Source organism: Chryseobacterium formosum, assembly GCF_026460885.1.
Lineage (GTDB): Bacteria > Bacteroidota > Bacteroidia > Flavobacteriales > Weeksellaceae > Chryseobacterium > Chryseobacterium formosus.
Window position 1 is genome coordinate 138272 of record NZ_JAOVZW010000003.1, and the last position, 19614, is coordinate 157885.

The window sequence follows — 19614 nt, forward strand, 5'->3', positions numbered from 1 at the left end:
ATGATTTACATATTGGCTTCTTCTTTCGTAATGGTAACTTCTTTCAACACTTTTCCGTTTTTATCGACATATAAATATTTGATATGATTAATTCCTAAAACCGAAGTTTGCGCAAAAACCTGCTTTATTTCTCCGGATTGCAACATAGCTTCTTTCATCGCTTTTTCTGTTCCTTCTGCTGCTAAAGCCGTTTTAAAGCTATCTGGAACTTCGCAGGTGTATACCAAATTGTTTTCGGCATCAGCTTTAATACTTGTGATTTTTGTTCCTGTAGAAGCATCTACAATAGGAAGGTTTTTGTTGAATGATTCCAGAATAATGTTCAGTTGCTTGCTGTCTGGTTTTTCACCTTTGGCTATCGCTTTAAAATCAACATCTTTTGATAATTTTTTATCGTCAATAGGTTGCTCTAAAATAACCTGAGAATTTTTACCATAAACCTTAATGTTAAACTGAACACCGCTTTCGAAAAGCTCTTTTCCCAATTTCTCGCTTCTGATTGCCTGTCCGATCAAATCGGGAAGGGCGCTGGTTACAAGATCACTTTCCATATCGCCTTTTTCATAATCTGTTTCCAAAGAAATGTCAACCTGATTTTCTGAAACAGCAGTTGCTTTGGTGGATTTGATTTGGTTGGTAGCAATCATACTTGACGAGCGATTGTACATATCAACAAAATCCTGAACCTTGTCTTTCTTAGATTGACAAGCCATTAACAACATTGAAGTCATTAAAACAAAAAGTAGTTTTTTCATAAATAATATTTTTTTGAAAAGGTAATAACAAAACAGGAACCATTTTGACTTCTGTCTAAATTTTAATAAAGTATGATTCCTAAATCCCCTTTATTGGGTTTGTCATTCCGCAGAAATCTAAATAATTTTATTCTCAATGTGTTGAGATTCCTCCGGAATGACAAAGCTGACGGGTAAGTTTTAACTCAGTATTAAAATGCCGACCGATAAATCTTTGTTTTGTATCATGGATTACAACATCATCTGTGGAAATCCGTGAAATCTGTGGGACAAAAAATACGAATCATCTTAAAGCGCAGCTCAACTTAACCTATCTAAAAAACTAAATCATCTTAATGTTGAAAATTAATTCAAAACATTAAATCTCAATTTAATCCCAAAGTTATCCTTAAACTGCGACGTCTGATAATGTCCCAATCTGTAAGAAAACCCAACCCCGAAATTTCTTCCTAAGAATCGATTCCAGATCAAACCAACTTCCTGATAATAATGATCCAAAACCTGAAAATCAAACTGATGATCGCCTCTGTTTTTAAAATCTCCGATCGCAGCCTGATATTCCAATTCGATGTTTGAATATCTCGATCCAATCGTTTTAAATCTAAACGGAAGATATTGTGAAACCTTAAATGCTACGAATTTATCGGCAAAGAAAGTTCCTGAAGGCATCGTTGCAAAAGATAAATTATTCGGCGTGTTGATGTTTGAATACCAATGATCCGGATTTCTGTCGTTCTGACCTGCAATTTCAAAGTTTTTCCAGATTGGAGCCGTTCCTGAAGAAATTCCACCAAAAAGTTTGATGTTGGTGTAACCTAATTTAGACCTGAACTGATGAATAATCAAAGCGTCTAATCGGTTGTAATCAAGATCTCCGTTTAAAGTTTCAAATCCTTTTTCAAAATTCACATACACTTGAGGAAATCCTTTTTCATAGGTGTATTTTCCGCTTGGCGTCATGATATTTTTATCATTTGGAGAGAATTTAAACGATAGAGTAGCACTTGTATTATCGAATTGGTTGCCTAAATTTTTATAGTTATAATCAAAGAGAGCCTGTTGTTTTTCTTTATTCACGGCGATTTTCATGCTTAAAGAATTCGAAATATCATAAAGATATGAAGCTCCCCATTTCTGATTTTTATAGAAATTGGCATTGTGAAGGTCAAGATTAATGTCGTTTACTTTCATCATCATATCCCACATATTGTTGCTGAATCTTCCTGCTGCAAAAACATCATCCACATAATCAACTCTGAAAACAGAAGTTCTTTTGGAAGATAATTTTACGTCTAAACCTAAACCATATTTCCAGGTGTGATCTTTAAATCCGTAACCGAAATAACCATCCGGAGAAAATGTTTTGCTGAATTTTTCATTCAGTTTTAAACCAGCTCCCAAACGCAAACCTTGATATTTATCGTAGCTGAACAATTTAGTAATATCAAAATCAATCATTTTGTAACGTAGATTTCCACGCATCAATTGAGTCAAAGTACTTAGTTTTTTCTCAAAATCATGTTTCTGTACAAAGCTGTCGATTTTTGTGTATGTTGCGCTTTCTCTAGCGGTAAGACTGTCGGTTCTGTATTTTTCAAGCAGACTTCCGTCGGAGTTTTTCATTTCCAGAGAATATCCTTTGAATTCTGAAGCTTTTTGTTCTTTATTAAGTTCAAAATCAAAGAATCGGTTTTTTACATAAAGGTAATTTCCAAATGTTTTTTGCTTGTATTTATGTCTGTCGCTGAGATGTTGGCCTTTCTTCAAAGTATCGGTTTTTACGCTGTCTTTCTTTGAAATATTAAAAGTCTGGTCTCCCATTTTCAGTTTAATATCTTCATAATCGAGAAACCATTTTCCGTTAATTGGTTTCCAGACAGAGACGATGTCGCCTTCATTTCTTTTTTTGTTGGCACTTTCAAACTTTTTCAGAGCGTATGTTTCAGAATCGACATATATTTTTCCGTTAAATTTTCTTGGGTTTTGCTTTTTCTTGTCGGTGATTTCCTTGAATTTAATGATAAAAGTTTTTCTGCCGTCAATCTGTAAAGTATCAGAAAGATAGAAATTAAACAGCTTTCTGTTTTCAGGTCTCAATTGTCTCGGAGTACGGTCAAGATTTGAAATATTAATCGCTAAAGCTTCATAGATCGGATTTTTAAAACCCGACATTCTGTTGTCGATGATATTGGTTTTCTCTCCAAAACTTTTAGAGTATTTATACTCCGTTGCTTTTTCCCAAAGAAACATCTGGCTTTCCTGCGAAGCGTCGAGTAGATCTTCGCCGATTAGAGAATCTTTTATTTCTTTTTCTTTCTGCTTAAAATCTGTTTTCTCAACTTTTGAAAGAGAGTCTTTTCGTACGGCTAAGAATTTTTTAAACGTATCAATGGTATCTTGATCAACATCGATAGAGAATTTAGCATACGATTTAAAATTGTAAGAATCCAAAGACTTCGGAGAGTTTTCTTTGGCTCTTTTATTGAGTTCATCCAGAATTCTCAACGCTCTCGGATCACTTTTATCCTGAATCACCACTCTGTCGATATTGCTCATTTTATCGGATAAAGGCTGCATCGAAACTTCCATCGATTTTTTGACATCGACTAAAGCGTCTTCAAAATTACTGGCAAGAACTTCAACCTTTTTACATTTCGTTTTAAACGATAAAACACCTTCATAATTGGTTTTCCCGAGAAGATTGTCGTCGCAGTAAATCGCTGCATTTTCAATTGGCTTTTTAGTGGTTTTGTTTAAAACTTTCAGTTGATTTTGTCCGAAAAATAAAAGGGTAGTGAATAAAAACAGAGCGGATAAAAGTTTTGTCATTGAGTTTTTTATTAATAAGACAAAACTATTGATAAGAAGGTTACAAAACCATAAGAGAAAATATAATCTTTTGTTAAAAATAAAATCAACTTTATTTCAATTGAATACTGTGATTTATATATTTTTCAATTCCCGAATGAATGAGAAATGGAATTTATTTAAGAGTTTTTAAGGCTTTTATAATTAAATGCTATTTCTAATGTTTACAACTTCCGTTAGTTCGATACAAAATTTTTTAAAGAAAAATTTTGTATCGAGAATATGGGAATTTAATTCTTTCATCTCATTTTGAAATAATATTGTTTTTTGTTGAATATTTATTTACTTTTAACATTAATATAATCATGGTAGTACATTAATTTGCCATCACAATTCTTTTATTTTTAAGAGGATTTAGTCATTATATAAAATATTCAAAATGTTATCTTTAAAATAAAGAAAAATAGTCATGAGAGGAATTACGATACCTATTGGTTTCACTGATATTGAAACTCTAAATGCTTTTTACGCTAGGTTTGAAGCAAAGGCTTTGCTAATCTGTGAAAAATATAATGTGCCCGAACTCTGGAAATATGCAGTTATTAATAAGGATTCCATTAATTTAGAACTTTCCATAATTTCTCTAGGTTCATATGTGTCTGGTTCTCCAACGGAAAAAGCTGCTAATGACATATTATATACTTTTGAAGAAATGTGCAATAATTAGAGATAATAATAAGTTACTTTTATTAAATGTTTTAAATTTAGTTTCTGACAATCTAAATAATACTGTCATTTAAACAATTTATATAATGAAAAATTTTGATACTCGCGCTTATAGTGTTTCTGATTTTATTGAATGGGATAATAACGGATTGTTAGAATTATCTCCAGACTTTCAGCGTAGATCTGTTTGGACAGATAAAGCTAAATCTTATTTAATTGATACAATCACTAGAGGTAAGCCAATGCCTAAATTGATTATAACTCAAAAATTAGTAGGTGCAAAAAACATTCGTGTCGTTGTAGATGGTCAACAAAGATTACGTGCTATACTCGAATATTATAATGGTAATTTTAAAATAGCAAAAGCACATAACAAAGATTTATCATCATATTTTTTTGATGAATTACCAAACAATCTTGATAAAGAGTTTTTAAAATACGAATTAGGTGTTGATTTATTGTTTGATATACCTTACGAGGAAATATTAGATATTTTTGCAAGAATTAACTCTTACACCGTCAAGCTTGAACCACAAGAAATATTTAATGCAAAGTATTTAGGATATTTTAAACAAACTGTTTATTCTGTTGGTTTTAAATACGTATCATATCTTATTCAGGGAGGTGTATTAACAAAGGCTAAAGTTACAAGAATGGCAGAAGCTGAATTAGCAGCTGATTTAGTTGTAGCTCTTTTAGATAAAGTCCAAACTAATAAAGGTATTGAAAATTTTTACAAAAAGTATGAAGATGATCAGGGTAACTTGGAACAAGTAGAAATTCAATTCGATAAAATTATGTCTGTAATTGGTAGTATTTATAAACCTGAGGAATTAAAAAATACAAATTTTTCTAGGATACAGTTATTTTACACTTTATTTACTTCAATAGGGCACTTGCTTTATAAAATAGATGGTTTAAATCCTTCTATAAAATCTAATATAACTGAGAGGAATGTTGGGAAAATTCGTGTAGCATTGGACAGTTTTAGTGCAAACTATGACGAAATTGCATCTAATATGGATGAGCCTCAATTTCCCAAGGATTTTAAAGATTTTATAAATGCATCTAGAAGAGGCACAACTGATACTGCAGCTAGAATACTACGCTCGAATTATTTGGCAAAAAAAATAGCAGAAGCAATAAATTGAGATAATATATGGCAGTTATAAAAAATAGAATTAAGATATCTGCTTCTTACAATTCTTTTATAAAAGAAATAATAAGACTAGAAAAATTTGATTTTCAAAACCATCAGAAATTTAATTCTAATAAAATAACTAAGGCACAGCTAGAATTAATGGTTGAATCAATTTTCTTTGCTGGCTTTCGTTCCTATGAGGGGTTTATTCGTGAGATATTTATTTTGTATTGTTTAGAGAAAAAAACTTTAAGTAAGAAAAATATTAAGTCTTATCTGAAGCCTAAAAATTTTGAACATTCAGAACAATTATTGAAATCTTCAATGCCGTTTTTAGATTGGACAAGCCCAGAATCTATTATTGCGAGATCAGAGTTATATTTAGAAGATGGCTATCCGATAAAATTGCCATACACAACTAATCTACAACAACTCAAAGATTATAAACGTTTAAGAAACCATATTGCGCATAATTCGGTTGAGAGCGAAATACAATATGAAAAACTTGTAAGAGCTTATAATTCAGGTGTTCGACCTATGGTTATTCCAACACCAGGTAAGTTTTTAATGTTAACATCTAGACTGAACCCTAGAAATTATTTATTGCTTGACTTTTTTGATTTAATGAAGCAAATATCCATAGATATGACCTGAAAAAACTTCTACTTTAGTAAGTCAAACAAACACTAAAACTCAAGAACTTTATCTTAATAAAAACCTCGCTCTCCCGCGAGGTTTTCTCATTTCAAAAAAATAAAATTCAAATCCCATACTATTCAAAAATATTTTTATATTTGTTTGAAGAACAACAAAAACAAAATGATGATTAATAAAAATAATCCAGCAGTTTATGCGCAGGTTTCCGGCACCATCGGAGTCCACAACCCTCAAAATTGTAACCAACAACTTACTGAACTCAAAAACCGGTAAAGCATTACGTTTAATCGTTCAAGGAGTTCGAAGACCGCTTCAACCAATTAGAAACAGCATTCAAGCACTTCGTTGAGGTAATCAACCCATTCGTAAGGTCGTTCAACTCCTTCGTTAAGGCAATCAACTGTTTCGAAGAAGCAATCAAGCAGTTCGAAGTGCCAATCAACCGGTTCGAAGAGGCGATCAAGTACAATTTGTTATTTACCAATGCTTTACAGGCTTTTTGTGAAAGTTGATGAATGAACGCAAAAGATAAACTAGATTTCAAAACTATATTTTAAACACAAAAACAAATCAATTATGAAAAAAGAACAGGTTATCCGTAGTTTCAGATTGGCAGATGCTGTACTGAAACAAAAAGCAGATGAATTAATCGATTTAATCGATAGAGACATCACCGAATTTACAGACCGTGGCTACAACGCCGCAAAAAAGACCGAACTGACGACCGCCCGAAACACCGTAGACAGTTTCCCAAGCGATGAACAGCTCGAAGCCATCAAAATCAATCTCACCGAACAAAAAGACGCTGCAAGAAAAGCCCTGGAAAAATCCATGCGCAGTATTTTTAATAGCGCAGAAAATGTTTTCGGACAGCACAGCGCCAAATATAAGGAATTCGGCAATGCCTTAATCAGTCAGCAAAGCGATGCTGAAATTGTACGTGTCGCCAAAATCATGAGCCTTACCGCAGAAAAATATCTCACTGAACTTTCCGATGAAGGTCTTACTTCAGACAAAATCAACACGCTTATCACCCAACGTGATGCTTTGGATGTTGCTATCGATGCGCAGGCTCAAGGTATTTCAGATCGTGATGTCGCTACAGAAAGTAGAGTAGAAGCGCTCAACAAACTCTACCAACTGCTTACAAAATACGCAGGCATCGGTCAGGATATTTTCTACGAAACCAACGAAGCCAAATACAACGACTACATCATCCACGACACCCCAAGCGGTTTGCCGGAAGTGCCACCCGTAAATCCGGTGTGATTTGATAAATCATTTCAATCAAGTTATAAATTCACCGCAGTGTATCATTAATAAAAACATTTTCTAGCTTGTTTGTCATTCTGTAGGAATCTTAACAGTTAAGAAATAATGTGGTTAGATTCCTACGGAAATCTAAGATTCGACGAAGTCAATGACAAAGTGACTGCTGATTTCTTTTAAAATGATTCAAAATGAATAGTAGTATTATAAATTTACCATAAGCATTTATTCAATAGGGTTGGGCTTTAGCCCAACTATAAAATGTGTTCACAGAAAAGGCTTTAGCCGAAACCTATAATTTAGGCTAAAGCCAATAACGTTACTTTATTTGGTGGATGGGTTAAAACCCATCCCTATTGAATTAAAGTTCATGAAATTCCAATTTTAGAAATAAAAAGCAGCTGTCGTGATGACGGTTGTTTTTGCTTTATATTGAGAATATTTCCGATTGGGAGTAACTTAATATCAACGGCGTATTTGTCATTAACTTCGCCGAATCTATGATTTCAGTAGGAGTCTCAAAAAATCAAAAAGTCTAGATTCCTACGGAATGAAAAAGTGACTGCTGACCTTTTGTAAAATGATTTGAAATGAATAGTAGTATTATAAACTCTCCGCAAGTATTTATTCAATAGGGTTGGGCTTTAGCCCGACTATAAAATGTGTTCACAGAAAAGGCTTTAGCCGAAACATATCATTTCGGCTAAAGCCAATAACGTTACTTTATTTGGTGGATGGGTTAAAACCCATCCCTATTGAATTAAAGTTCATGAAATCCCAATGTCGTAAAAATAAAAAGCAACTGCCGTGATGACAGTTGCTTTTACTTTATATTGTGAATATTCGTTTTAATTTGATTTTGTTTGTCATTGACTTCGTCGAATCTTAGATTTCCATAGGAATCCCGACACATTAGAAAATAAAGCAGTTTAGATTCCTACGGAATGACAAAATAACTGCTGATTTCTAATGTTATTATGAATATTTATTTTATTTTAATTAAATATTCAACGCCTTCTGATACGCATTTTCCAAGCCATCAAGATTTTTTCCTCCTGCGGTTGCAAAGCCTGGATTTCCGCCGCCGCCGCCTTGGATTTCTTTTGCCAAATCTTTCACAATTGTCCCAGCTTGATAACTTGCAGCCAAATCATCAGAAATTCCAACCGTAATCATTGGTTTTCCGTCGTAATCTGACAAAATAATCGTTACCGAGGTCGGGATTTCTTTTTTCAATTGGAAAACGATATCTTTTACAGAACCTGCATCCAAAGAAGTTTTCTTTACCAACAGCTGTTTGTCACCTTTATGTTCGTAAGCATTTTTCCAATCGCCGATTTCGCCTTTTGCTTTTTCTTTTTTGAAACCTTCAACTTCAGATTTTAAAGAAGCGTTTTCTTCAATTAATTTTTCGATAGAACGTACAACATCTTTAGATTTCAGCAACTGAGAAAGCTCGGTTATCTGTTTTTCTAAATTTTTGAAATATTCAGCAGATTTATCTCCTGAAATCGCTTCAATTCTTCTGATTCCCGCAGCTGCAGAACTTTCAGAAACAATTTTGAAATGACCGATTTCGCTTGTGTTCTTAACGTGAGTTCCACCGCAAAGTTCTTTTGAACTTCCAAACTGAATCATTCTCACACTGTCACCATATTTTTCACCAAATAATGCCATTGCACCTTTGTCAATTGCTTCCTGAATCGGAATGTTTCTGAATTCCTGTAATGCAATACTTTCCTTGATTTTAGCATTCACTTTTTCTTCAACTAAAGCTAATTCCTCTTCCGTCATTTTATTGAAATGTGAGAAGTCAAAACGCAGATAGTCCGGACCAACGAATGAACCTTTTTGCTCAACATGAGTTCCCAAAACTTCTCTCAAAGCTTCATGCAACAAGTGTGTAACAGAGTGATTAGCCTGAGAATTTTTTCTGTCGGTTGCATTGACTTTAGCGTAGAAAACAGCTCCTGCATCTTTCGGAAGCCCGTTGATTAAAGAGATAATCAATCCGTTTTCTTTTTTAGTTTCTAAAACTTCAAAACTTTCGGTTGCATTTTCAAGAAGGCCTTTATCACCGATTTGTCCACCACCTTCAGGATAGAAAGGCGATTCACTCAATACGATTTGATAAAATTCTCCGTCTTTATTTTCTACTTTTCTGTATCTTGTAATGTAAGTTTCAGATTCAATTTTGTCATAACCTACAAAGTTTTCAGGTTTTTCTTCCAACGTTACCCAATCGTAAACTTTTTGAGCAGAATCTGCTTTTGAGCGTTTCTTCTGTTCATTTAAAGCTTGTTCAAATCCCGCTTCGTCGATAGTTAAGCCTTTTTCTTCCGCAATAATTCTTGTTAAATCATCAGGGAAACCGTAAGTGTCATATAATTCGAAAACTTCTTCTGTTGGCAATACTTTTTTACCTTCAGAAATAGTTTGCTGAATTAATTTATCAACTCTGATTAATCCTGTTTCAATGGTTCTTAAGAAAGATTCTTCTTCACTTTTAATCACCTCAGTAACCAAAGTTCCCTGTTTTTCGAGTTCTGGGAAAAATTTACCCATTTGCTCCTGTAAAACAGCCACCAACTGATAAAGGAAAGGTTCTTTTCTGTCTAAGAATCTGTAAGCATAAGAAATTCCTCTTCTCAAAATTCTTCTGATTACATAACCTGCTCCGCCGTTTGAAGGCAACTGTCCGTCTGCGATTGCAAAAGAAACCGCTCTGATGTGGTCAACAACTACACGAATTGCAATGTCTTTTTCATCCGTTAAAATTCCGGTATATTTTTTACCAGAAAGTTCCTCAACTTTAGCAATTAAAGGAGTGAAAACATCAGTGTCATAATTGGATTCTTTATTTTGTAAAGCCATACAAAGACGCTCGAATCCCATTCCGGTATCGATGTGTTTTGCAGGAAGGTTTTCCAGAGAACCGTCTGCTTTTCTGTTAAACTGCATGAATACGAGATTCCAGATTTCCACAACTTGCGGATGATCGTTGTTAACCAATTCCAATCCTGAAATTTTAGCTTTCTCCTCTGCACTTCTCAAATCAACGTGAATCTCCGAACAGGGTCCGCAAGGTCCGCTTGCACCCATTTCCCAGAAATTGTCCTTCTTATTTCCGTTGATGATTCTGTCTTCAGAAATAAACTGTTTCCACAAATCGTACGCTTCAGTATCTCTATCTAAATTTTCTTTTTCGTCACCTTCGAAAATGGTTACGTAAAGATTTTCTTTTGGAATTCCGTAAACTTCCGTCAACAATTCCCAAGCCCAAGAGATGGCTTCTTTTTTGAAATAATCGCCAAAAGACCAGTTCCCCAACATCTCAAACATCGTATGGTGATAGGTATCACGACCCACATCATCCAAATCATTATGCTTCCCGGAAACTCTTAAACATTTCTGAGTATCGGCAATTCTTGAGGCTTTAGGCTCTTTGTATCCTAAAAAATAATCTTTGAACTGCGTCATTCCGGAGTTGGAAAACATTAAGGTAGGGTCGTCTTTCAGCACGATTGGAGCCGAAGGAACAATGAGGTGTTGTTTAGATTGAAAAAAGTCTAAAAACTGTTGTCTTATTTCCTGTGAAGTCATATTTGTTGCTTTTAGCTAATTGCTTTCGGCTTTTAGCTTTTTTGATTCGCAAATTTAATGTTTTTGTCTGATTTTATATCAAATATTTCGCTTATGCGAAAAGGAATTCCGTAAATGCGATATTTTTTTAAGAGCTGATTCCCGCTTTCCGTTGCAATCTTTTTTTTCAAAAAAGGATTTTCACTGCAATCGGGGCTAGTATTTTTGGCGTATTTACAAAATTTGTCATTTCGACGAAGGAGAAATCTAAATTCAATTATTATTTTTTGAAGCAGATAGAACCACCCCCGTCAAAAATTCGAAACCTTATAAGTTTTTAAAACCTATAAGGTTTGGTTGTACAGTAATATTATTTCAAGGTTTAATAGCAATCTTATTTAACAAAATCAAATCCATTCCATCTAAGTTTTCGTATATAAATACGTAAGAAACTAAGCGGAAAAACACGATCGAGCCGATAGAAATTATCAGTGATTTAAGATAATTATTAGTCTGAAATTTGCAATAGAATGATGCAGATTTTAATAAATAAGAAAAATTAAAATGAACAAAAAGTCAAAAATGAAAAACATATTTATATTTCTCGGAATGATTTTGGGAATAGCAGTATTTGCAACAAGCTGTGGAGATTCAAAAAAAGTAAATCTCACAGGAAATGAAAAAGAAAATGAGAAAATTATGGAAGCAGGAAATGTAAAGGAAATTTATTTTGCAGGAGGATGTTTTTGGGGAACTGAACATTTGTTTCAGCAGGTTCGCGGAGTAGTTGGAACCGAAGTAGGCTATGCCAACGGAAATATTAAAAATCCAACGTACGAACAGGTAATCAGTCATACCACTGGATTTACGGAAGCGGTAAAAGTAAAATATGACGCAGATCAGGTAGATTTGAAACTGCTGATTGATTTGTTTTTTAAATCAATTGATCCTACAACGTTAAACAGACAAGGAAATGATGTCGGAGACAACTACCGAAGTGGAATTTATTTTACCGATAACACTACTGCATCAGTTGTAAAAAGTGAAGTTGAAAAGTTATCTAAAAACTACGCTAAACCTGTTGTAGTTGAAACCATTACTTTGAAAAACTTCTATAAGGCAGAAGATTATCATCAGGATTATCTGGATAAAAATCCCGGAGGTTATTGTCATATAGAACCGGGACTTTTTGAAGAGGCTCGAAAAGCAAATCCACCAAAAAAAAGTGATGTAAAATACCAGAAGCAGGATAAAAAAGTTTTAAAACAAAAACTAACTGCCGAACAATATAAGGTTACTCAGGAAAATGACACGGAAAGACCTTTCCAAAATGAATATTGGGATGAAACGAGAGAAGGAATTTATGTAGATATTACCACTGGAGAACCGTTATTTATTTCTACTGACAAATTTGAATCTGGTTGTGGATGGCCAAGTTTCTCAAAACCAATCAGTCAGAAACTTATTGATGAAAAAGTTGATAATTCGATAGGAATGACAAGAACAGAGGTAAGAAGTAAAACCGGAGATGCGCATTTGGGACACGTTTTTGATGATGGTCCGAAAGATAAGGGCGGCCTTCGATATTGTATCAATTCAGCTTCATTAAAGTTTATTCCGAAAGCTGAAATGGAGAAAAAAGGTTACGGAGATTATATTTCTCTTCTCAATAAAAAGTAAATGAAAAGACTGTCGAAAGGCAGTCTTTTTTTTGTTTAGTTGAGTTGAAATCTTTCTTTAATACTCAACATCGAAATATTTAGGAATAATAAAAAACCGAAAATTATGGGAAAGCTTCCTTTGGGAAGTTGAACAATTTTTTCTGAAAAAATATTTACAAATTTTGTGTCTGCGAAGTCATTCAGATAATTCCAGATATTTTTACTTGGCATATCAACGATTTCAACAATTTCGATACACATTTGCACATTATCAGTATTTACGACTGGTTGTGGAGCTTTATAATTGGGACTTGCAACTAAGTTTCCGCTTTCCAAATCTATTCCGTAGTATTCATGCTTTGAAATATGAAAGTCATTTAATAATGATACAAAATCGCCGTACGTATTGTTTTTATTCAAAACAAATTCAATTCCTGTATTTTCAGAATTTTGGTTCCTGAGTTTTCTGATTTCTGAAACATATAAATCAGAATTCTTTTTTGCTTCATTACCGCTAACAGTTATTTTCGAATAATGGTCACGTTGTAAAGGCAAGAAATTTCCGATACTATTTTCTTTCTGATTGATATTTGCATTTTTATCTTTTGAAGGAAGTTGTATATCAATAACATTGGTTACCGTGAAGTCTATATAGGGTGTAATGTAATACCAAAGCACAACAGGAAGTAGCAACGCACTGATTAATCCCGGAACATAATAAATTTTTCTCATGCCAATAATTTGCAGAAACCGAATGAAAATTTTAAGCCAAATCTAAATAATAAAACAAACTGTATTTTTCATCGAACAGATTATGATTTCAATATCGGTTTCTGTTATTTTGTTTATCTCTAAATTAGTTTTAAACCTTAATTACGATTGATTATTTAAGTATATTTGAAAGATATGATGTTTTTATTTAAAGATAAAGACTCTTTTCAATTTTTCATTTAAATACAAAAATAAATCATCCAATTTGAATTTAAAATTCTACTGCAATGCCTGAAAAATCAAATTACAGCAGAAGGCTCTTCCTCAAAACTTCTGCAATGGCAGCTTTATTGGCTGCAATACCATCATCAGTCAAAGCTTTTTACAATGATGTAAAAACGTTTATACTTCCCAGAAAAACCGTAGTTCCCGTAAAAATCTCTGTCAATAAAAAATCATATGAACTGAAAAGTGATTCCCGTACAACACTTTTAGATGTTTTAAGAGAAGATTTAAATCTTACAGGAACAAAAAAAGGCTGTGATCACGGTCAATGTGGAGCTTGTACAGTTCATATTGACGGAGAAAGAGCTTTAAGCTGTCTTACTTTGGCGGTGATGGTTCCCGGAAAGGAAGTTACAACAATTGAAGGTCTTGCCAATGGAGAAAAACTTCATCCAATGCAGGAAGCTTTTATTGAATGTGACGGTTTTCAATGCGGATATTGTACTCCGGGACAGATTATGTCTGCCGTTGCCTGTGTGAACGAAGGTCATACCAATTCGGTAGAAGAAATAAAAGAATTTATGAGCGGAAATCTATGCCGTTGCGGAGCCTATAACGGAATTGTTCAATCTATCCAAAAAGTTGCAGCACGATGAAACCTTATACTTTTGAAAAAGCAGCAAATACAGATGCTGCATTACGCTCGAAAAATGAAAAAGCACAGTTTATTGCAGGCGGAACCAATCTCGTTGATCTTCTGAAAAAAAATATTGCTCAACCGGATTCTTTGATAGACATTACGTCAGCTGTTTCCAGTGAAATCGTTCTATCGAAAAAGAACATCAGCATCGGAGGAATGGTTCGAAATACAGTATTAACAACCGATAAAAATATTCTTCAAAATGTTCCACTGATCGCAAAAGCAGTTTTGGCAGGAGCTTCACCGCAGATTAGAAATATAGCAAGTACAGCAGGAAATTTATTGCAGCGTACAAGATGTGTCTATTTTTACGACATCACAATGCCTTGTAATAAGAGAAATCCTGGAAGCGGTTGCAGTGCGTTGAAAGGTGAGAATAGCATGAGTGCTTTGGTGGGGTATAATGAACAGTGTGTTGCAGTACATCCTTCCGATTTATGTGTTGCACTTGCGGCTCTTGATGCTGAGGTTTTTGCAACTTCTGAAAACAAAAAGAAAATAAAAATTCCTTTTAAAGATTTTCATAAGCTGCCGGAAAATACACCGTCATTAGATAATACGCTTCCTCAAAACGCATTGATTACGCATATTGAAATTCCGATAGAACCATTTTCAAAGAATTTTGCTTACGTGAAACTTCGGGAGCGTACATCGTATGCTTTTGCATTGGTTTCGGTTGCTTCGGCTTTGCATCTGGAAGGTGATAAAATTATTGAAGCGAGATTAGCTTCGGGTGGAGTCGCTCACAAACCCTGGCGTTGGTATGAAGCGGAAAATTACCTGAAAGGAAAGAAAGCTTCCGCTGAAACTTTTGCAAAAGTAGCTTCCATAGCAACAGAAAATATTAAAACACTTTCAAAAAACGGATATAAAATTCCGATGCTGAAAGGTGCAATTGAAACGGCTTTACAAAACAGCTTGAAATCAATAAAGAGTATTTAATTTAAAAATTAAAAGAATGGGATTTTTTGACGAAACAGAAAAGTATCCAATTCCTGTTGATGGAAGGGTAGAAGCTTTGGCAAAAGTAACTGGAAAAGGAAAATATGCTGCAGAATATGAAGTAGAAAATGTTTGTTATGCCGTATTGGTGACAAGTGAAATTCCTTCGGGCAAGATTAAATCTTTGCAGCTTGATCTGGCAAAACAGGCAGAAGGAGTTTTAGATATTATTTCACATCTTAAAAAACCTGCAGTCCCCGGGTTTGCAGATGAAACAAAAATAAAAGAATCCAAATTCGGATTACCGGTTTTTCATACCGATACGATTTATTTCAAAGGTCAACCGATTGCTTTGGTCATTGCCAATACTTTTGAGGAAGCGGTGTATGCTGCCTCTTTGGTAAAAGCAGAGTATGAAACAGCCCCTTTCGAAGTTGATTTTAATAAAGCAAGAATTAAAACAGAATTAAAACCTGCCGGAAAAGAAAGAGGAAATATGGATGCTTGGAAAAATCTTCCTTTTTCAGTCGAGGAGGAATATAATATCGCAGAAGAAGTTCACAATCCTATGGAAATGCATGCAACGATTGCACAATGGGATGGAAATAAACTAAAATTGTACGACAAGAATCAGGGAGTTAATGGTGTTCAGAAAACGATTTCAGGATTATTTAATTTACCGGCAGATAATATTCAGGTTTTCAGTGAATTTGTTGGCGGTGGTTTTGGTTCAGGCTTAAAAGTATGGCCTCATGTTTTGGCTGCCGTTTTAGGAGCAAAACAGGTTAACAGGCCTGTGAAATTGATGTTGACAAGACCTCAAATGTTTCATTCGGTAGGTTATAGACCTGCTTCGTGGCAGAAAATTAAGTTAGGAGCAGATTCTACAGGAAAAATTCAAGGAATACATCATCAGGCAAAAAACGGATGTGCTATATATGACCCCTTTAGTGACGGAATTACCCGTGTTACAAGATTGATTTATCAGTTCGATAATCTAAAAACTGAAAATGCTGTTGTTCCGCTCAATCTCAGTGCGCCAACCTGGATGCGTGGTCCGGGAGATTGTACAGGAGATTTTGCGGTAGAATCGGCAATCGATGAATTGAGCTATCAGCTTAAAATGGATCCGGTCGAACTGAGATATAAGAATTTAGCTTTAGATAAAAACCCGGATACAGGTTTGCCTTGGTCAACGAATTATTTAAAAGAGGCCATCCAAAAAGGAGCTGAAATGATTGGCTGGAATCAAAGAAAATCAGTTCCAAATTCACAAACGGAAGGTGACTGGAAAATTGGCTACGGAATGGCAGTCGGAATGTGGAATGCCGGAAGAAATAAAGCAAGTGCAGGAATTATCATGGATAAAGAAGGAAACATTATCCTTCAAACTGCAATGACCGATATTGGCACGGGAACGGGAACAGGAATGCTGAACATTCTGCACGATGCGACAGGAATATCAAAATCAAAAATTAAAATAGATTTAGGAAACTCAGATTTGCCTCCTGCAGGAAGTCAGGGTGGAAGTACAGGAATGTCTTCCATCAGTGGAGCTGTCGTTGCGGTGATTGATGTTTTAAAACTAAAACTGGCAGAATATATTATAAAATTAGATTCAGGTTACAAAAACTCAACAGCAAAATATATCATTCTTTCTGATACCGGAGTTTCGCTGAAAACAGCGGGTCAGCATTTTGTTCCGTATCAGAAAATCTGGGAAGCAAATAATCTTACGCTTATTGACGTAGAAGCCAGTTCAGGTCCGGGAGACGAAAGGTCAAAATACTCGTTTTGTTCTTCAGCAGCGCATTTCTGTAAAGTAAAAGTGAATATTAAAACAGGAAAAATAGTCGTTGAAAAAATGGTTGCTGTTGTAGATGGCGGAAAAGTTATTAATCCGAAGCCCGCAACCAATCAGATTACGGGAGCTGCAGTAGGTGGAATCGGTATGGCATTAATGGAAAAACAATTAATTGACGAAAGATTGGGAAGCTTGGTTGGAAATGACCTTGCTGGTTACCATTTTCCGGTGAATGCAGATGCACCGATTATTGAGGTTGCATTTATTAACAAACCCGATCCAAACATCAATCCGAGTGGTGCAAAAGGTTTGGGAGAGGTGGGAATTATAGGTGTTGCTCCTGCGATTGCCAATGCAGTTTTTAATGCGACAGGAAAGCGTTTCAGAGATTTACCGATTACGCCGGAGAAGTTTTTTGCTTAACTCTTAAATATTTATTAAATTTTTAAAGTAAAAAATACGATTGCTTTAATCAGCACGGTGTTTGCTTTTCTGTTATCATCACAATAAAATATTTTGTATGAGAAATCAGATTATAACAGAAGAGCACGCATTAGGTTTGGGAGGCGTGGCCATTGGAACCGCATTTGAAAAAATTACAGACGAACAGGCTCAAAATGTTTTAGAAACAGCATGGAACGATGGAATAAGATATTATGACACTTCTCCGTGGTATGGACTTACAAAAAGTGAGAGGCGTTTTGGAGATTTTCTGAAACATAAAAACAGAGCCGATTTTTTATTCTCTACCAAAGTAGGAAGGCTTTTTACGGAAGTTCCGGAAAATGAAGTTCCCCCAACAATGTGGAAAGCGCCATTACATTACGATTTCAAACATGATTATACTGAAGACGCAATTAAACGGTCTATTGAAGAAAGTCTTAAAAGAACTTCTTTAGGGCATATCGATATAGTTTATGTTCATGATTTATCTGAAGATCAAGTGGGTGACCGATATCCATTTTTCCTTGAACAGGCAAGAAAGGGAGCATTCAAAACACTGTCAAAACTACGGGATGAGGGAATTATCAAAGCATGGGGAATGGGGGTAAACAAGATTGAGCCTATCCTCGATTGTATTGAAAGTGCAGATCCCGATATTTGTCTTTCAGCGACTCAATACTCAATTCTTGAACATGAAGATGCGGTTGACCGTTTATTGCCTGCAGCGAAAAAAGCGGGCGTAAAACTGGTTTCGGGAGCAGGATATAATTCGGGTTATTTGGCAGGTCGAGAACGTTATAATTATAAAGATGTCATTCCAAAAGGAATGCAAGAGAAAAGAAAGAAAATTCTTGAGACGGCTAAAAAATATAATGTTGATATTCTGCATGCAGCTTTGCAATTTGTTTTGGCAGCTGATGAATTTGTTTCTATTATTCCCGGCGCAAGTACTTCTTCACAGGTTACAGACAATGTAAAAGGATGGAAAACAGAGATCCCCAGAGAGTTCTGGACAAATTTAATAGAACAGGGTATAATTTATGAGAAAGCCCAAATTCCTGACTGATCCTCTCAAAATGAAAACCTCAACTGTGAAGCTGAGGTTTTCATTTTATTAAGCTAAGTTTTGGATAGCTTAGGCAATTTATATAAAAAATACACATCATCATTTAGACGAAATCTAACGAGCTGTGTTTTAAAATTTAAGGAATCTTCACGTCGAAAGATCTTATGTTCTCAAGGGTAGGTAAAGCATTAACGGTAATTTTCTTCTGGTTTTTCTTTGCTTTCTTAGAGCCTAAAATTTGAGTGATCTCGATGACAGTTCCGGTAAGAAGATCAATTTTTGTATCAATGGTAGTTTCTTTACCATCCCATTTCACTTTCGAAATAGCGATCAGTTCAAATTTACCTTTGTTGAAACGGAAAGTCTGCTGCTCCTTTACATCACCAATTTCCTTATAGATGATCAAATTATTATTTTCGATGTGTATATCGGGAACTTGATTTCCACCATATTTTCCGTTCGGATATTGCGGATCAAAAACTTCTGTAGAACTAAAGGCAGATTTGAATTTTCTGTCCTGCCCCAAAAAGAATATCTGAAGTTTTAAAGGTTGTGTAGCATCTTTGGTATTCATAGAAAGAATAACTTTATCCTGCAGTCCGTCTTTATTAAGATCGCCAACTGCATCCCTTACCATCTTAAAATGATTTGTATTTTCATTGGCTTGGGAAAATAAAGGCAGAGTTGCGAAAATAGTAAATAGGAAAATTATTTTCTTCATTGTTTTTAACAAATTGTAATTGAGTTTGAATATCTAAACTACGAAAAAAACTTTGATTATGACATGAAAACGAAAGAAATCAAAGTTATAGATCCAGAGAATTTTTTCACAAACAGATTTAAAAATATGTTATCTGAATAAATAGTAAATAAGATAATTTTTTTTCTAAAGTTTTAATGGACAGAATAAATAATTCACTATATCTACTATTTATATCTCTAAAATAATTTTATTTAAAATATGTGGTATCACACTGTGAAGCTTTTTTATAAAGTTATTAATTGTAATATTTTTTTCATAATTCAATGAATTAAATAATATAATTAATAATATGTGATAATAATCATGTATTTATAAATTTAACATAATATAATTTCAAAAAAAGATTCGAATTCCTACTTT

General features: G+C 34.4%; 14 protein-coding genes. 9 read left to right on the plus strand and 5 right to left on the minus strand.

From position 1 onward, the window contains the following. Window positions 1-5 precede the first annotated feature (5 nt). Window positions 6-755 (minus strand): hypothetical protein, encoded by a 750-nt coding sequence (locus OF897_RS04065; RefSeq protein WP_267264417.1) that lies wholly within the window; start codon window positions 753-755, stop codon window positions 6-8. A gap of 345 nt (window positions 756-1100) precedes the next feature. Further along, entirely contained in the window at window positions 1101-3584 is a 2484-nt protein-coding gene (locus tag OF897_RS04070) for a DUF5686 family protein (RefSeq protein ID WP_267264418.1), read from the minus strand. 448 nt (window positions 3585-4032) lie between these two features. Between OF897_RS04070 and OF897_RS04075 the strand changes: the two genes are divergently transcribed. From OF897_RS04075 to OF897_RS04090, 4 genes are all read left to right on the plus strand, one after another. Further along, a complete protein-coding gene (locus OF897_RS04075; protein WP_267264419.1) occupies window positions 4033-4290 on the plus strand; it encodes a hypothetical protein in 258 nt (85 codons plus the stop codon). An 85-nt stretch (window positions 4291-4375) separates the two neighbouring features. Then, complete coding sequence (locus OF897_RS04080; RefSeq protein ID WP_267264420.1) at window positions 4376-5440, plus strand: DUF262 domain-containing protein; 1065 nt, start codon at window positions 4376-4378, stop codon at window positions 5438-5440. A gap of 8 nt (window positions 5441-5448) precedes the next feature. Beyond that, on the plus strand, window positions 5449-6084 hold the full coding sequence (locus OF897_RS04085; RefSeq protein ID WP_267264421.1) for a hypothetical protein: 636 nt from the start codon (window positions 5449-5451) through the stop codon (window positions 6082-6084). A gap of 579 nt (window positions 6085-6663) precedes the next feature. Then, the gene (locus OF897_RS04090; RefSeq protein ID WP_267264422.1) at window positions 6664-7356 is read left to right on the plus strand and encodes a hypothetical protein; all 693 of its coding nucleotides are present in this window, start codon (window positions 6664-6666) and stop codon (window positions 7354-7356) included. Between the two features lie 999 nt (window positions 7357-8355). Here the strand turns inward: OF897_RS04090 and alaS are convergent. Next, entirely contained in the window at window positions 8356-10959 is a 2604-nt protein-coding gene (alaS, locus tag OF897_RS04095) for an alanine--tRNA ligase (protein WP_267264423.1), read from the minus strand. Window positions 10960-11520: 561 nt separating this feature from the next. Here alaS and msrB point away from each other — a divergent pair. Continuing rightward, entirely contained in the window at window positions 11521-12618 is a 1098-nt protein-coding gene (gene msrB / locus OF897_RS04100; RefSeq protein WP_267264424.1) for a peptide-methionine (R)-S-oxide reductase MsrB, read from the plus strand. Window positions 12619-12653: 35 nt separating this feature from the next. Here msrB and OF897_RS04105 read toward each other — a convergent pair whose 3' ends face one another. Then, a complete protein-coding gene (locus tag OF897_RS04105) occupies window positions 12654-13331 on the minus strand; it encodes a hypothetical protein (RefSeq protein WP_267264425.1) in 678 nt (225 codons plus the stop codon). Window positions 13332-13597: 266 nt separating this feature from the next. Between OF897_RS04105 and OF897_RS04110 the strand changes: the two genes are divergently transcribed. The 4 genes from OF897_RS04110 (at window position 13598) to OF897_RS04125 (ending at window position 18491) form a co-directional block, all read left to right on the plus strand. After that, window positions 13598-14191, plus strand: a complete 594-nt coding sequence (locus tag OF897_RS04110; RefSeq protein WP_267264426.1) for a (2Fe-2S)-binding protein — start codon at window positions 13598-13600, stop codon at window positions 14189-14191. Continuing rightward, on the plus strand, window positions 14188-15177 hold the full coding sequence (locus OF897_RS04115) for an FAD binding domain-containing protein (RefSeq protein ID WP_267264427.1): 990 nt from the start codon (window positions 14188-14190) through the stop codon (window positions 15175-15177). The genes OF897_RS04110 and OF897_RS04115 overlap by 4 nt, the downstream gene beginning before the upstream one ends. 16 nt (window positions 15178-15193) lie before the next feature. Beyond that, entirely contained in the window at window positions 15194-17404 is a 2211-nt protein-coding gene (locus OF897_RS04120; RefSeq protein WP_267264428.1) for a xanthine dehydrogenase family protein molybdopterin-binding subunit, read from the plus strand. A gap of 97 nt (window positions 17405-17501) precedes the next feature. Next, window positions 17502-18491, plus strand: coding sequence for an aldo/keto reductase (locus OF897_RS04125; protein ID WP_267264429.1), 990 nt, complete (start codon window positions 17502-17504; stop codon window positions 18489-18491). A gap of 136 nt (window positions 18492-18627) precedes the next feature. On the opposite strand, the gene OF897_RS04130 is transcribed toward OF897_RS04125, so the two are convergent. Further along, window positions 18628-19212, minus strand: a complete 585-nt coding sequence (locus OF897_RS04130) for a hypothetical protein (RefSeq protein ID WP_267264430.1) — start codon at window positions 19210-19212, stop codon at window positions 18628-18630. Between the last annotated feature and the right edge of the window lie 402 nt (window positions 19213-19614).

Coding starts and splice junctions, on each gene's coding strand:
- OF897_RS04070 (WP_267264418.1), bottom strand. CDS start 3,584: ATGACAAAACTTTTATCCGCTCTGTTTTTATTCACTACCCTTTTATTT.
- OF897_RS04065 (WP_267264417.1), bottom strand. CDS start 755: ATGAAAAAACTACTTTTTGTTTTAATGACTTCAATGTTGTTAATGGCT.
- OF897_RS04080 (WP_267264420.1), top strand. CDS start 4,376: ATGAAAAATTTTGATACTCGCGCTTATAGTGTTTCTGATTTTATTGAA.
- OF897_RS04110 (WP_267264426.1), top strand. CDS start 13,598: ATGCCTGAAAAATCAAATTACAGCAGAAGGCTCTTCCTCAAAACTTCT.
- OF897_RS04115 (WP_267264427.1), top strand. CDS start 14,188: ATGAAACCTTATACTTTTGAAAAAGCAGCAAATACAGATGCTGCATTA.
- OF897_RS04120 (WP_267264428.1), top strand. CDS start 15,194: ATGGGATTTTTTGACGAAACAGAAAAGTATCCAATTCCTGTTGATGGA.
- OF897_RS04130 (WP_267264430.1), bottom strand. CDS start 19,212: ATGAAGAAAATAATTTTCCTATTTACTATTTTCGCAACTCTGCCTTTA.
- alaS (WP_267264423.1), bottom strand. CDS start 10,959: ATGACTTCACAGGAAATAAGACAACAGTTTTTAGACTTTTTTCAATCT.
- OF897_RS04090 (WP_267264422.1), top strand. CDS start 6,664: ATGAAAAAAGAACAGGTTATCCGTAGTTTCAGATTGGCAGATGCTGTA.
- OF897_RS04085 (WP_267264421.1), top strand. CDS start 5,449: ATGGCAGTTATAAAAAATAGAATTAAGATATCTGCTTCTTACAATTCT.
- OF897_RS04105 (WP_267264425.1), bottom strand. CDS start 13,331: ATGAGAAAAATTTATTATGTTCCGGGATTAATCAGTGCGTTGCTACTT.
- OF897_RS04075 (WP_267264419.1), top strand. CDS start 4,033: ATGAGAGGAATTACGATACCTATTGGTTTCACTGATATTGAAACTCTA.
- OF897_RS04125 (WP_267264429.1), top strand. CDS start 17,502: ATGAGAAATCAGATTATAACAGAAGAGCACGCATTAGGTTTGGGAGGC.
- msrB (WP_267264424.1), top strand. CDS start 11,521: ATGAAAAACATATTTATATTTCTCGGAATGATTTTGGGAATAGCAGTA.